Annotated in this window: 12 protein-coding genes; 6 read left to right on the plus strand and 6 right to left on the minus strand. The window is 38.6% G+C overall.

What is annotated here, in order from left to right; all coding sequences use genetic code 11:
* The first annotated feature begins 8 nt into the window (after positions 1–8).
* The 3 genes from I6U50_RS05450 to I6U50_RS05460 all read left to right on the plus strand — a co-directional run bounded on the left by I6U50_RS05450 (position 9) and on the right by I6U50_RS05460 (position 4,458).
* Entirely contained in the window at positions 9–2,465 is a 2,457-nt protein-coding gene (locus I6U50_RS05450) for a sodium-translocating pyrophosphatase (protein WP_198638118.1), read from the plus strand.
* 434 nt (positions 2,466–2,899) lie between these two features.
* A complete protein-coding gene (locus I6U50_RS05455) occupies positions 2,900–3,148 on the plus strand; it encodes a DUF7218 family protein (RefSeq protein WP_198638119.1) in 249 nt (82 codons plus the stop codon).
* 275 nt (positions 3,149–3,423) lie between these two features.
* Complete coding sequence (locus I6U50_RS05460) at positions 3,424–4,458, plus strand: App1 family protein (protein WP_198638120.1); 1,035 nt, start codon at positions 3,424–3,426, stop codon at positions 4,456–4,458.
* A gap of 2 nt (positions 4,459–4,460) precedes the next feature.
* Here the strand turns inward: I6U50_RS05460 and I6U50_RS05465 are convergent, their stop codons facing one another.
* On the minus strand, positions 4,461–5,126 hold the full coding sequence (locus I6U50_RS05465; protein ID WP_193711651.1) for a sterol desaturase family protein: 666 nt from the start codon (positions 5,124–5,126) through the stop codon (positions 4,461–4,463).
* 11 nt (positions 5,127–5,137) lie between these two features.
* Positions 5,138–5,752 (minus strand): deoxynucleoside kinase, encoded by a 615-nt coding sequence (locus tag I6U50_RS05470; protein ID WP_198638121.1) that lies wholly within the window; start codon positions 5,750–5,752, stop codon positions 5,138–5,140.
* Positions 5,753–5,917: 165 nt separating this feature from the next.
* Here I6U50_RS05470 and I6U50_RS05475 point away from each other — a divergent pair, with 165 nt between their 5' ends.
* Positions 5,918–6,811 (plus strand): DUF302 domain-containing protein, encoded by an 894-nt coding sequence (locus I6U50_RS05475; protein WP_198638122.1) that lies wholly within the window; start codon positions 5,918–5,920, stop codon positions 6,809–6,811.
* Here I6U50_RS05475 and I6U50_RS05480 read toward each other — a convergent pair.
* Positions 6,808–7,725 (minus strand): AraC family transcriptional regulator, encoded by a 918-nt coding sequence (locus I6U50_RS05480; protein ID WP_198638123.1) that lies wholly within the window; start codon positions 7,723–7,725, stop codon positions 6,808–6,810. The two genes, I6U50_RS05475 and I6U50_RS05480, sit on opposite strands and share 4 nt — an antisense overlap.
* A gap of 113 nt (positions 7,726–7,838) precedes the next feature.
* Between I6U50_RS05480 and I6U50_RS05485 the strand changes: the two genes are divergently transcribed.
* Both I6U50_RS05485 and I6U50_RS05490 read left to right on the plus strand, forming a co-directional pair.
* Positions 7,839–9,338 carry an aldehyde dehydrogenase family protein gene (locus I6U50_RS05485; RefSeq protein ID WP_198638124.1) on the plus strand — a complete coding sequence of 500 codons (1,500 nt, stop codon included), beginning with the start codon at positions 7,839–7,841 and terminating at the stop codon, positions 9,336–9,338.
* 3 nt (positions 9,339–9,341) lie between these two features.
* Positions 9,342–9,701, plus strand: a complete 360-nt coding sequence (locus I6U50_RS05490) for a DUF779 domain-containing protein (RefSeq protein WP_198627821.1) — start codon at positions 9,342–9,344, stop codon at positions 9,699–9,701.
* Positions 9,702–9,907: 206 nt separating this feature from the next.
* Here the strand turns inward: I6U50_RS05490 and I6U50_RS05495 are convergent, their stop codons facing one another.
* From I6U50_RS05495 to I6U50_RS05505, 3 genes are all read right to left on the minus strand, one after another.
* A complete protein-coding gene (locus tag I6U50_RS05495; RefSeq protein ID WP_198638125.1) occupies positions 9,908–10,276 on the minus strand; it encodes a DUF6122 family protein in 369 nt (122 codons plus the stop codon).
* Between the two features lie 56 nt (positions 10,277–10,332).
* Complete coding sequence (locus tag I6U50_RS05500; RefSeq protein ID WP_193711644.1) at positions 10,333–10,665, minus strand: DUF202 domain-containing protein; 333 nt, start codon at positions 10,663–10,665, stop codon at positions 10,333–10,335.
* A 108-nt stretch (positions 10,666–10,773) separates the two neighbouring features.
* On the minus strand, positions 10,774–14,067 hold the full coding sequence (locus I6U50_RS05505; RefSeq protein WP_198638126.1) for an amidohydrolase family protein: 3,294 nt from the start codon (positions 14,065–14,067) through the stop codon (positions 10,774–10,776).
* Between the last annotated feature and the right edge of the window lies 1 nt (position 14,068).

The following is a 14,068-nucleotide window of genomic DNA, read 5'->3' on the forward strand; positions in this document are numbered from 1 at the left end:
CAATTAATATGGAATCAATAATGGTTTATATGCCTGCAATACTTGCAGTAGTAGGTCTTGTTTTTATGTGGGTAAAACGTTCCTGGGTACTTAAACAGGATGCCGGGGACGGCAAGATGAAAGATATTTCTTCACATATCTACGAAGGGGCACTCGCCTTTTTAAATGCAGAATATAAATTACTTAGTTTTTTTGTGGTTGGGGCCAGTATTGCCCTGGCAGCTATAGCCTATGTTGTGCCAACCACACATTACCTAATTATTGTTGCTTTTATTTTTGGAGCTTTTTTCTCGGCCCTGGCCGGAAATATGGGGATGAAGATCGCTACCCAAAGTAATGTGCGCACCACACAGGCGGCCCGAACCAGTTTGCCACAAGCTTTAAAAGTTTCTTTTGGGGGTGGTACCGTAATGGGTCTTGGCGTAGCCGGTTTAGCGGTACTTGGGCTAACCACATTTTTTATTTTATTCTACCATTATTTTATGGGTGGGCAGTGGAGTAATACCACTCAAATGACCGTTGTTTTGGAAACCCTGGCAGGTTTTTCCCTGGGTGCCGAGTCTATTGCATTATTTGCCCGTGTTGGCGGTGGAATCTACACAAAAGCTGCCGATGTTGGTGCCGATTTAGTGGGGAAAGTTGAAGCAGGAATCCCGGAAGACGACCCCAGGAATCCTGCAACCATTGCAGATAATGTAGGAGATAATGTTGGTGACGTGGCTGGAATGGGTGCCGATCTTTTTGGGAGTTATGTGGCTACCGTTCTTGCTACTATGGTTTTAGGAAATTATATTATTGAAGATATGGGCGGAAATATTGTCGATTCCGGGTTTGGAGGAATTGGTCCTATTTTATTGCCTATGGCTATTGCCGGTGCCGGTATTATTATTTCTATTATCGGGACGCTTTTAGTGAAAATAAGCAGTAATTCGGCTAAAGAAGCCCAGGTGCAAAAAGCATTGAATATCGGTAATTGGACCTCCATAGTTCTGGTAGCAGTGGCCAGTTACTTTTTGGTAACCTGGATGCTACCTAAAGAGACCTTAACTATGGGCTTCTTTGTTGGTGGATCTGAAGGTTTTGAATTTATGGAAATCGCATCAATTAGGGTGTTTTATGCTTCTTTGGTAGGAATAGTAGTGGGAGGTGTAATTTCGGCGGTTACCGAATATTATACCGGTCTAGGTAAAAAACCAGTACTCTCTATTGTGCAAAATTCGAGTACAGGAGCCGGAACTAATATTATTGCAGGTTTGGCTACCGGAATGATCTCTACCTTTCTTTCTGTGTTATTATTTGCATTAGCTATTTGGGCCTCTTACGCTTTTGCCGGATTTTACGGCGTTGCATTGGCGGCTTCAGCCATGATGGCCACTACAGCAATGCAATTGGCTATTGATGCTTTTGGGCCTATTGCCGATAATGCTGGGGGAATAGCCGAAATGAGCGAACTGCCGGCCGAGGTTAGAGAGCGCACCGATATCCTGGATTCTGTAGGAAATACTACTGCAGCTACCGGAAAAGGTTTTGCAATTGCTTCTGCCGCATTAACCTCACTGGCGCTTTTTGCTGCCTACGTAACTTTTACCGGAATTGACGGAATCAATATTTTTAAAGCCCCGGTTTTGGCGATGCTATTTATTGGAGGCATGGTGCCCGTGGTTTTTTCAGCATTAGCCATGAAATCTGTTGGGAAAGCAGCTATGAAAATGGTAGAGGAAGTGAGACGACAGTTTAAAAGCATTCCAGGCATTATGGAAGGAACCTCGAAGCCTGAATATGATAAGTGTGTCGCTATTTCTACCGAAGCGGCCTTAAAAGAGATGTTGTTACCCGGAATTTTAACCATTGGCTTTCCAATTGCCATCGCCCTACTTCCTATGCTTTTTGGCTATGAGAATGTTTTAATAGCAGAGATGCTTGGCGGCTATATGGCCGGGGTGACTGTAAGCGGGGTGCTTTGGGCAATTTTTCAAAATAATGCCGGTGGTGCCTGGGATAATGCTAAAAAGTCTTTTGAAGCAGGAGTGATGATAAACGGAGAAATGACCTATAAAGGTTCTGATGCCCACAAAGCCGCGGTTACCGGAGATACGGTAGGAGATCCGTTTAAAGATACCTCCGGGCCTTCTATGAATATTTTAATTAAATTAACCTGTTTAATCGGTTTGGTAATTGCACCAATTTTAGGAGGACATACCCAAACCGATGTGCCCAACGAAGAGACTGCAATAAAAAAAGAGGTGATTATAAATAATAATGCTTCAACCGATGAGAGCTCCAAAGAAATCCAGGTTAATATGATTTCGGAAGGAAATGAAACTATTGCTAAAGTAAGAATTACTACTACTGAAAAAGGAAAAACTGCAGTACAGCAAAAAACTTTTACCGGTACCAAAGCCGAAGTAGAAAAACAGGTACAGCAGTTAAGAGATAGAATATACTTAAGTCAGGTTTTTTTTTAACCAAAGAGGCTGTTTGATTTTTTGTTAAAACCGTTATCCAGAATTTATTTTAGGATCTAAGATGTTTAGAATTTAATTCATGTTAGAAGCTGAAACAAGTTCAGCTTGATGAAAAAGAGTTTTTTCAAACAGTCTCTTTCTGTATACAAAAAGGGGCTAATGCCCCTTTTACTCGATAATCGATAGATTTATCCCGATAGTTATCCGGCCTCTTAGGCTTGGCTCGAAATGGAATTATATTCTCCGACCTTGCTTCGAAGTAGTTTGCTTATTAATTCTTTTTCACAAGGTTTTGATGCCTAAAGCTGAGATTTTCATAAATTTTATAATTCATTTTAAAGCCGAAGCCCTTTCCAATTTTAACAAAGCTACAACTAAGCTTCCGTGTTAATTCTTTTAAATTTAAGAATAGAAGAAACCTAAAAAATAATATTATGGCTAAAGATCATGGACCATCTATTAAAAATGATGAGCAATACGAGGAATTAAGGGATAAAGGAATGAGTAAATCTAAAGCAGCACGAATTGCAAACGACCCCAATTCTGGTGAAAAAGGTGGAAAAGCCGATAAATATGAAGAGCGTACCAAAGAGGAACTTTATAAGAAAGCCCAGGAGATCGGGATTGAAGGCCGGAGCGATATGAGTAAAGATGAATTGATAAAGGCCCTTAGAAACCACTAGAATGAGTAATAGGTAGCTGTTCTAGGGGTTTTTCATGTTTAGATTTATTAAAAAAGAAGCTTAATCTTGATACGCTAATTAGGTACAGGAGTTACCATATTTTGTAGAGAGGCATAAAATAAAGATAAAAACGAAAGTAGAAGAGAGGTTTTGAAGGTATGTAAGGTTGATGTATGTAAAACAGATTAGTTAGCACTTCGCATCTTCCTAAAGTTTATTTAAAAGTAAGGTCGCGCTATCCTATAATTTTTAACTTGTCCGAAAGCGCAAATTTCATGAAAAAAAGAATACGTAAGCTGGCTGGCAGGTATAAGCTAATAGATCAGGTATTAATTACACCTTATAGAAGCTATGCTACACATTCTCGTTTGTATATAAAAGGCCGTGTATTGGATAATGAGCCGCTAAAAATTATTAAGGATGCCAATATTTTTAGAACCATAAAAACCACTTATAAGCAGTTTGATACTTTTGAGATTCCTGATGCTCAGGTAGATTTACTACTGCCTGGGAAAGTGCCGGCAACTACAAAAACCAATGCGGAAGGCTATTTTTTATTTGACAATGATATTAAGCAAAACCTGGCACAGTATGCAGATGCAGAGGGCTGGTTAGATTATAAGCTATACTATAGGGGGCCAATGGGGAAGAAAACCCAGTTATTGGAAAATCCGTTTACCGGTAGTTTTTTAATTCCGGATCCCGAAGCAGAATATGGTGTAATTAGCGATATAGACGATACCATTTTACATACCGGTGTTACGTCTTTTTTAAAACTTAGATTGCTCAAAAATTCATTGCTGACCAATGCCTATGATAGAATTCCGCTAAAGGGAGCGGCAGAATTTTACCAAAAACTGCACAAAGGACGTAACAACACACCAAATAACCCCATTTTTTATTTAAGTAACAGCCCGTGGAATTTATATGAGTATTTAAAATTATTTTTAGACCATAATGTTTTTCCGAAAGGACCAATTTTACTCCGGAAATTTAGCACGCCGTTCGATGGGAGTTTGAAACCGGAAAAACCACATAAGCAAAAAGAAATTACCAATATTTTACAGACCTATACAGGTATGAATTTTATTCTTATAGGTGATAGTGGTGAACACGACGCTTCTATCTATACCGAGATTGCTGCCCAATATCCCGATAGGATTCTGGCAATTTATTTGCGTAGTGTAAAACATAAAAAGCAGATGAACCGGGTGCGAAGTATAATCGATAACTTCAATACCACTCCTGTGCTAATGGTAGAATCTTCGCAAGAAGCCGTAGCCCACGCAAAAGGACAGGGGTTTATCTAATACTAGTCGTCAATGCTTTTTCCTACTGCAGTTTTTCTGCTGGCCGCCGTTTTTCTAGGCATCGTTCTAAAAATATGATCCCAAAGTGGGGAAGATACCCCAAATGCCCTGTCTGGCTCACGGTAGTGATGAATGCTATGGTGCTGCCATAAAACTTTTAAGAAATTGTTTGGAACCTTAAAAGCGTGCACCGAGTAGTGTACGGCAAGGTAGCCTGCATACCCAATTAAAAATCCGGCAAGGAAACCAAAAACATAATCTCCCAATACCGCCCGGTATATAATAAAAAGTATGGTAGCAATTATTAAACTCAACACCGGTGGCATGGCTAGTCTTGATTTATCTTTTGGATAGTCATGGTGTACCCCATGCATGGTGTAAGATATTTTTTTCTTTCTTTCGCTGGTAGCAGGGATATGGTACAAATACCTGTGCATAATATATTCCACAAAAGTAAAAAAGAAAAGACCGGCCGCGAAAAGGCCTATCATCATAGGTGCTTCAAAACCTTTTTCAATAACTCCGTAGTAGATTAAAGCAGCAGCAATAAGCCCAAAAATAATTAGGGGCAGGGAAATATGTGTATGCGTTAGCTTTTCTAAAATAGGGTTATCAAATAGTTTTGGAGAACCCTTATGTTTTGGTCGTTTAAGTTTTGTTGATTCCATCTTACTTGTTTTTAAAATAATCCGTGAAGCTCAGCGTCAATTCGGTTTATAATATCTCCTAGATCTTCAGGGTTATCTACAAAGTTAATATTATCTACATCTATTATCAATAGATTGCCTTTGTTGTAGTTATGAACCCATGCTTCGTAGCGCTCATTTAACCTGCTTAAATAATCTATAGAAATAGAGTTTTCGTAATCCCGGCCTCTTTTGTGTATTTGAGAGACAAGGTTTGGGATGCTGCTTCTTAAATAAATAAGAAGATCGGGGCCCTGCACCACGCTTTCCATAAGATCAAAAAGAGAACTGTAGTTTTCAAAGTCCCTGTTGGTCATTAATCCCATTGCGTGAAGGTTAGGGGCAAAAATATGGGCATCTTCATAGATTGTTCTATCCTGGATGATTTTTTTTCCGCTCTCTCGTATTTGAAGTGTTTGCCGAAATCTACTATTTAAAAAGTAAATTTGGAGGTTAAAAGACCAACGTTCCATTTTATTATAGAAATCTTCGAGGTAGGGATTTTCTAAGACATCTTCATACTGTGCCTCCCAATTATAATGTTTTGCCAATAATTTAGTAAGGGTGGTTTTTCCCGCGCCAATGTTCCCTGCAATCGCTACATGCATAAAGTTGTTATAATTAGATAGTTGTTAGAGCCGCTTTAAAAAGCGGCCTGCAAAGATACAAGAATTAGTATTCTTTGAATTTTCCACTTTGTCAAAATACTCATAAATCTTGAAAAGCTAAAGTTTTTCATTCTATATCTTCTTAAAATTCATTAACTTAAAGCTATGAAATTCCTGTTAAAATATTTCTTCCTTATTTTTTATTGCGGAATTCAATTAGGAACGGCTCAGGAGAAAGAGAAGGATCATTTAATGCTTGCCCGCAGTGATTATAGTTTTAAAGAAACGGCCTCGCGTTTGGCAAAAACTTTAGAACAACATAATACGTTCACTTTTTTTTCAAAAATCGAACATTCAAAAGAGGCTAAAAAAGCCGGTTTGGAGCTCTCAGAAAATCTCCTTTTAATTTTCGGTGATCCTAAACAAGGTTCCCTTTTAATGCAAAAAGATCAATTGGCGGGCCTGGAACTCCCGCTTAAAATATTGGTATATAAACAAGACAATCAAACTATAATAACATATAGTAGTACCAATTACCTGAAACAGCGCTACGATCTTAGAAAAAACAAGGATCTGGGTAATCTTAGTAAAACGCTTAAAAGCATAGTTTCTAAAACTGCGGGCAATAGGGTTAAAAGCTCCGGAAAACTCAAGCTGAAAAAACACCAGGGTATTATCTCAGAAATTAGTGAGTTTAACTTTAATGCCACTTACAATCGTCTTGTAACGGCGATTAAAGAAAATCCTGATTTGCAGATTTTTATAGAGTTAGATCATTTTAAAAATGCTGAGGAAATAAATATTGGATTGCGCCCTACTAAACTCATCATATTTGGGAGTCCAAAAATTGGTACGCCAATTATGAAGGAGAATAGCAAAATTGCCCTGGAATTACCGATTAAATTTTTGGTTTGGCGTGATGAAGCCGGTGTGGTGAAAATATCCTACAACGACCCTTTGTTTCTGGCAAAAAGGTTTAAACTTACCAAAAACCTTCCACAGTTGAGTGCTATGAAAAATGCATTGGAGGAACTAAGTGAAAATGTCGCAAAATATTAAGCGATATTGTTTTTAACCAATTTTCTATATTGATTAGGAGTAATTTTCTCAAAGCGCTTAAACTGACGGTTAAAATAGCTGGTATTGTTAAAGCCACTTTTATAAGCGATATCGGCAAACTTTTTATTTGTTTGCTGAATAAGTTTTTTTGCAAACTTAATTCGCTCTGCGTTTAGATAATCTATTGGGCTTTCGCCAAAGGTGTTTTTAAAGCTTCTATAAAAATTTGAAGTGCTCATACAGGCTTTATTGGCCAATTTATCTACTTGAATATTTTCGGTAAGGTGCTCCCGCATGTATTTTACAATAAAAGCCATCCTATTATTGTCAAAAAGTGTTTCGTTGTCCAAAAGCATAACCTTTGCTTTGGTTTGAAGCAACCTAATAATAAGTTCTTTTAGCATTAAATCTAGCAATGCGTCTCTAGCTGTCCCGGCCTCCAGGAAAGTATTGAAAATTCGATCTAGTACAAATTGTACCTGTTGATTATTGTCTAAATGAACCGCAGTAGTTTCGAAACTATGAGTGTCATTTTCAAATTCAATTCGGGTGTTTTCATTAAAGATTTCAACCGTTTCTTTAATCTTTTCAGGATCAATTCCCAAGGCAAGGCACCGGGTTGGATTTTTTGCACTTGCTAACGGAAAGTCTATAAGCATCTTTTTATCTGAAGGCAAAACAACCGATTCCCCTGGGAAAAAATCAAAGGCCTTTATTCCGTCAAGATGCATCACCTTTTTTCCGGTAAGCATACTCGCAATAATTGGGAATCCAAACTTAAGGTTTATCTTCTCGGCTACCTGCCTGGTTTCAAAAACATTTAACTCAGCGTAATCTGAACTGTAGATCGTTCTGTTTTCAATAGAAGTTTTTAGCTTTAAATCGTGATTATATTTTAGTAAATTATCATTCAAAACCTTTTTAATTTAATTACTTGGTAGTAATGTGATATTTATTAATAGAAATGTTCAATTAATTGGTGTTAAATTTAAATAAATTGTATTGCTAAAATATTAAAATTATTTCTATGAGCTACTCAGCACCAAAATTTAAAGAAAAATACGGTAATTTTATTAATGGGAAATTTCAGGATCCTATAGATGGGGAGTATTTTGAAAACCATTCGCCGGTAGATAATAAGGTATTGGCGAAATATCCCAGGTCTAATGAAAAGGATGTGAATAATGCCATTGAAGCGGCTAACAATGCTAAACACGAATGGGGGAAAACTTCTGCTTCAGAACGGGCTGCTATTTTGCATAAAATTGCCGATGTAATCCAGGAAAACCTGGAAACATTTGCACAAATGGAAACCGCCGATAATGGGAAGGCTATTCGGGAAACAATGAATGCCGATGTACCCCTGGCCATAGATCATTTTAGGTATTTTGCGGCCGCAATTAGGGCCGAAGAAGGTTCGGCTACCGAACTTAACGAAAATACCCTCTCTTTAATTATAAATGAACCTTTGGGAGTGGTTGCCCAAATTATTCCGTGGAACTTTCCATTATTAATGCTTGCCTGGAAGGTAGCACCTGCTTTAGCATCTGGTAACTGCGTTGTTTTAAAACCTGCTGAACAAACCCCTGCTTCAGCAACGTTTTTAGCCGAAAAAATAGCCGATTTATTGCCCCCGGGCGTATTTAACGTGATTCACGGTTTTGGGCCCGAAGCAGGAAAACCATTGGCGTCAAGCCCAAATGTAGACAAAGTTGCCTTTACGGGAGAAACCACTACCGGGCAATTAATTATGCAATATGCTTCAAAAAACCTGCACCCGGTAACTATGGAATTGGGTGGAAAATCGCCTAATGTGTTTTTTAATAGCATAATGGATCATGACGATGCTTTTCTCGATAAATGTATTGAAGGCGCCGTACTTTTCGCCTTTAACCAGGGAGAGGTTTGTACTGCACCTTCCAGAATTTTAATCCAGGAAGATATTTACGACGAATTTATTAAGCGGGTAATTGAGCGCACCAAAGCTATAAAAATGGGTAATCCGTTTGAAGAATCTACCATGATGGGTGCCCAGGCTTCTAGCGATCAGCATCAAAAAATCCTGGAATATATTAAAATAGGAAAAGATGAGGGGGCCGAGGTTTTAGCCGGAGGAGGAGCAGCAAAACTGGATGGAGATTTAGGAAACGGATTTTATATTCAGCCAACTATTCTGAAAGGTCATAATAAAATGAGGGTGTTTCAGGAAGAAATTTTTGGCCCGGTGGTAGCTGTTTGTACTTTTAAAGATGAAGCCGAGGCTATTGAAATTGCAAACGATACAATGTATGGTCTGGGTGCCGGGGTTTGGACCCGTGATGCACATCAATTATATCAAATTCCACGGGCAATAAAAGCTGGTCGGGTTTGGGTAAATTGCTACCATGATTATCCGGCCCACGCGCCATTTGGAGGTTATAAAAAATCTGGTTTTGGAAGGGAAAATCATTTAATGATGTTAAACCATTATCGCCAAAGCAAAAATATGTTAATCTCCTACGATAAGAATAAACTGGGTTTCTTTTAAAAAATGGATTATAAAAGAGTAGAAATAACTCCTGAAGCAAATAAATTGCTACAAGAACTGAAGCAACAGCACGGCGAGGTGATTTTTCACCAAAGTGGTGGCTGTTGCGACGGCTCTACCCCTATGTTATTGCCAAAAGAAGATTTTTATATTGATGATAACGATATATTGCTTGGCGAAGTTGGTGGAGTGAATTTTTATATGAGCCGGGACCAATTCGAATATTGGAAGCATACCCATTTAACGGTAGATATAGTTAAGGGGAGGGGAGGTAGTTTCTCTTTAGATATCCCTACCGGCTACCGTTTTCTTATAAAATCACGAATGCTTAATGAGGAAGAAAATAAAAATTTAAACCCTTAAAATATTGCTTAGGCAATGCCTGAAAACTACATATACCCCAAATATGCGGTTTTTCAGGTTTTTTTTTGATATCCAGATTTAAATTTTTTGCCTTTTAAAATCCCTAAGATATTCGAATTTGAAACTAATTTATTGGCACTGCCAAAGGGTGTAACACCCCGAGTTAGTTTACTTTAAAATTATGCTGCACGATATTTTTATGAAATTTAATGAACCCACTTGTAAATTTCAGAAGAAGTATAACACTCACCGCATTTAGAAAACATCCAAAGGCAGTCTATAAAATCGGTTAGCATATGGAAAAGTAAACCGATAAATATCAATTTCCATAGCTTGTTCTTAATAAAAAGTACACCTAATACATAACCCGCGATGGCAAAATGTGAATGTAGGGGATGATAGCCAATTCCGCAGCGCATAGGGTCAAATAGGGGAGTGGCAAAAATATGGTCTATATCTACAGCCATGGTAGCCAGTAGAATAAGCCAGTTTTTTTTCCAGTTCTTTTTATCATAGAACCAGGCAATAGCACCAATGGCTATAAAATGAAGAAAATAATGTGTGAATGTTTGCAAATGAAGCTCTTAAAAATTGAAGTTTTTAAAGAAAATTGAAGCCTGTATGTAACTTATTAAGGCTCCTCTTTCTCTTCAGCAGAAGATTCTATCTTGCCCTTTAAAAGATCTTTCATTTTATTTTTGAGTACGATAAATCGCCAAATTCCAATAGTAAGAAACAAAACAGAAATTACCAGGGCCAGATAGCCAATGTAATGCATCTCTTGATATTCCTTTAGCTGAATTAAAGCCAATCCCCCCAGTAAAAAATACATAGATGCTTGCGTGTAAGATAACAACGTACGCTCATTGGCGAGCTTAGTTCTTTCTAGCGCAAGATGTTCACGAATAATGCTTTCATCTATTTTTCTGTGAGTGAAAAGCTTTCCAAATTTTACCCTTCTCATAAAATTTCATATTTCAGCATAGAAACTGGATAGTTAATTTGCTTTAAAAGTTACCAAATTAGGTTTGTTTAAGCAAAAGCTAAAATTAACTATCCAATTTATGAGTTTTTAATTTGTTAATCTATGGCAGGTGCAACCGGGAGCAGTAAAGCTCTGGGTGCTTTCGTGCCATGGGAAAGCCGCATTATATTTGTTGTTTTCCCAGTAAAATTCATTGCGTTCTTTTGGGTTGTTTCCAATTTCATTCATAGTCTCGGCTTCATAAAGCCTGCCATTTACCATGGTATAAATAACCGATTCAGAGTTACGAATATCCTCCAATGGATTTTTCTCTAAAACAATTAAATCGGCTAGTTTACCTTCTTCTAAAGACCCGATTTCACTACCCATGCCAATATATTCGGCACCGTTAATGGTGGCGGCTTGCAGGGCTTCCAAATTCGTCATGCCTCCCATTTGCAATAACCAAAGTTCCCAGTGGGCACCAAGACCCTGTAACTGCCCGTGCGCACCAAGATTTACTTTTACGCCAAGGTCAGATAGTTCTTTAGCGGTGTTTGAAACTAAAATAGGTCCGTTTTCATATTCTTCATCAGGAAGTTTGGTACGGTGCCTTGATCTTGAATCTACAATTTGACGCGGAGTAAAATTCAGCAAACGCTCATTCTCCCAAACATTGTCTTTCTGGTAAAAATAATATTCACCGTTTACGCCTCCGTAATTAACTATTAATGTAGGGGTGTAACCGGTTTTGCTATTTCCCCAAAGTGTTTCTATATCTTTATAAACAGGAGCTATAGGAATATTATGCTCTATCCCGGTGTGCCCGTCTACAATCATGTTCATATTATGTAAAAACGTACTTCCACCTTCGGGCACTACATTCATCTCTAACTCTTTCGCTGCCTGCATTATTTGCTGGCGCTGTTCGCGGCGTGGTTGATTATAACTTTTGACCGAGGTTGCCCCAAAGGCTTTTGTTCTTCTTAAAGCCGATTTGGCTTCTTCCAAACTATTTATAACTGCTTTAAAATCGCCTTCAGCACCGTATAAAATGATTCCAGTAGAGTAAATTCTAGGCCCTACCATTTCACCGGCTTTTACCAGTTCTGCCATACTAAAAATGCTTTCACTTAAAGCCGAAGGATCGTGCACGGTAGTTACCCCAAAGGCCATATTTGCGTATAAAGGCCAATGTTTTTTTGGTGTTAAACCATATCTAAAAGCACCAATATGAGCGTGTGCATCTACAATACCCGGCATGATGGTTTTTCCTTCCAGGTCATAAACTTTGGCATTATTGGGAATAGTCACTTCGGAAGCTTCGCCTACTGAAACAATTTTATTTTCCTTAATTAAAATACTTCCGTTTTCAATTATCTTGTCACCATTCATGGTAATGATCCTGGCATTTGTGAAAGCTATTTGCCCTTTAGGTACATCGGTTTTTAACTCCAATCCTATTTTTGTTCCTTTTTCGGTAATGGCTGGAATAGAATCTGGAGAGCTTTCCAGGAACGTAAAACGCTCTGAAACTTTATTGGTAAAATACTCGTCACCTAAAGTCCAGTGTACTTTTTCACTGTTGTTAGACCAATGCAAGTTCATCCCGGCATCTTTGGTGATTTGGGTTACCGGAATACTTTTGGTATTGTTATCTAAATCTAAAGGTCTTCCTGTTAAGGTAAGTGGTGCTAAATAGGCCTGGTGCAGGTGGCTAAAAGCTACCCATTTATTATCTGGGCTAGGTACTAAACGGTTGGCACGTTTTGAATTTATATGCGTGCGCTCGTCATTTCCGTTTAAATCAATACTTTTTAGGCTTTTTTGCAAGCTACCCATAAGTGCGCCCCCGGTTTGAAAGAAAATACGGGAATCGTCTTTGTTGTACATCGGGAAATCTCCTGTGTGGTGGATTTTCTTTTTGTTTTCTCCTGAAGCACTTATCGTGTAAATTCCCGGTTCTTTGCTAAATGTTTGCCCCTGGTCACTATTGCCCCTTTCTTTCACAAAAACAATTTGTTCTCCATTATTTGAAAAAGCCGGGTTTCTGTAAATACCTTTTTCTGAAGTTAGCTTCTGCGGGTTTCTTCCATTTAGGCCTACCTTCATCACAGCTCCCATTTCTGAGTCGTTCCAGGTTACGTAAACAATTTCTTTCCCGTTTGGTGAAAAAGCAGGCTCAAACTCAAAATCTTCACCTTTGGTAATACGCTGAGGTTTTCCGTTAGGTAAAGATTTTTTCCACAAATAACCAACGGCATTAAAAACCAGGGTTTTTCCGTTTGGTGAAGTCACCGCATGGCGAATTACTTTTGGGTTGAATTCTTCTGAAAACACCTGGTGTTCGCTACGATGGGTTTCAGCGATTTCTATGGTGTTTTCAACTTCAAAAGGAATTACTTCGGCTTCGTAATTTTCAATATTTACTTTATTGATTTTTCCTTCACTCCAAAAAACAAGCTCTTTTCCTGAAGGCATCCAGCTAAATCCGGGATATACCCCAAAAATAGCCCAGGCTTCCTGTTGGTCTTTACTCAATTTATCGTAAACCGGCCATTCTTCGCCTGTTTCCAGATCGTGAATGTATAAAACCGATTTGGTTCTAACTCGTTTAATAAAAGCAAGTTTTTTACCATCGGGTGAAACCTGAGGTCTGGCTGCGCCCCCGGGACCACCGGTGATAGTTTTATTTTTACCGGTTTCAAAATCGTAACGTTTTATTACGTAAATCTGCTTATTCGGGTCTTTATTGTATTGAAACATTCCGCCGGGATACATATCTTCACTGTAGTAAAGGTAGCGGCCATCTGGAGAAATACTGGGCTCATTTACGTCTTGCTGGTCGTTTTTACGTTCTGTAAGTTGTAGGCCTCCTTCACCGCCAATATGGTACAGCCACATCTCGCCGGCGCCAAGAGAACGGCCCGAGGTAAAGTGTTTTCTGGCTACTATGGCATTGCCATCTGGAGTCCAAACCGCATTGTTTAATAGCCTGAAATTTTCTTTGGTAAGTTGCCTGGCATTTTCTCCTTTGGCATCCATAATCCAAATATTGTCACCGCCTCCGGCATCGCTGGTAAAAGATATTTTAGAACCATCGGGGCTAAATCGCGGCTGAACTTCATAGGCCATACCACTTCTTAAAAGTTCTGCTTTACCACCGGTAATTGGCATTTTGTAAATGTCGCCCAAAAGGTCAAAAACAATGGTTTTGCCATCTGGGGAAACATCAAGGTTCATCCAGGTGCCCTCATTGGTTTGAAGCTGAACTTCTTTAATATTCCAATCGTCGGAATAAGGATTGTTTACATCCCATTTCTTTTTCTCTTCGTCTTCCTGAGAGAAAAGTGGTGAAGCGGCTAAAAGTAACAAGATAGCCGGAAGGAAATTTCTAAGCATA

Origin of the sequence: Salegentibacter maritimus (assembly GCF_016236975.1) — a bacterium.
In the GTDB taxonomy this organism is placed as follows: domain Bacteria; phylum Bacteroidota; class Bacteroidia; order Flavobacteriales; family Flavobacteriaceae; genus Salegentibacter; species Salegentibacter maritimus.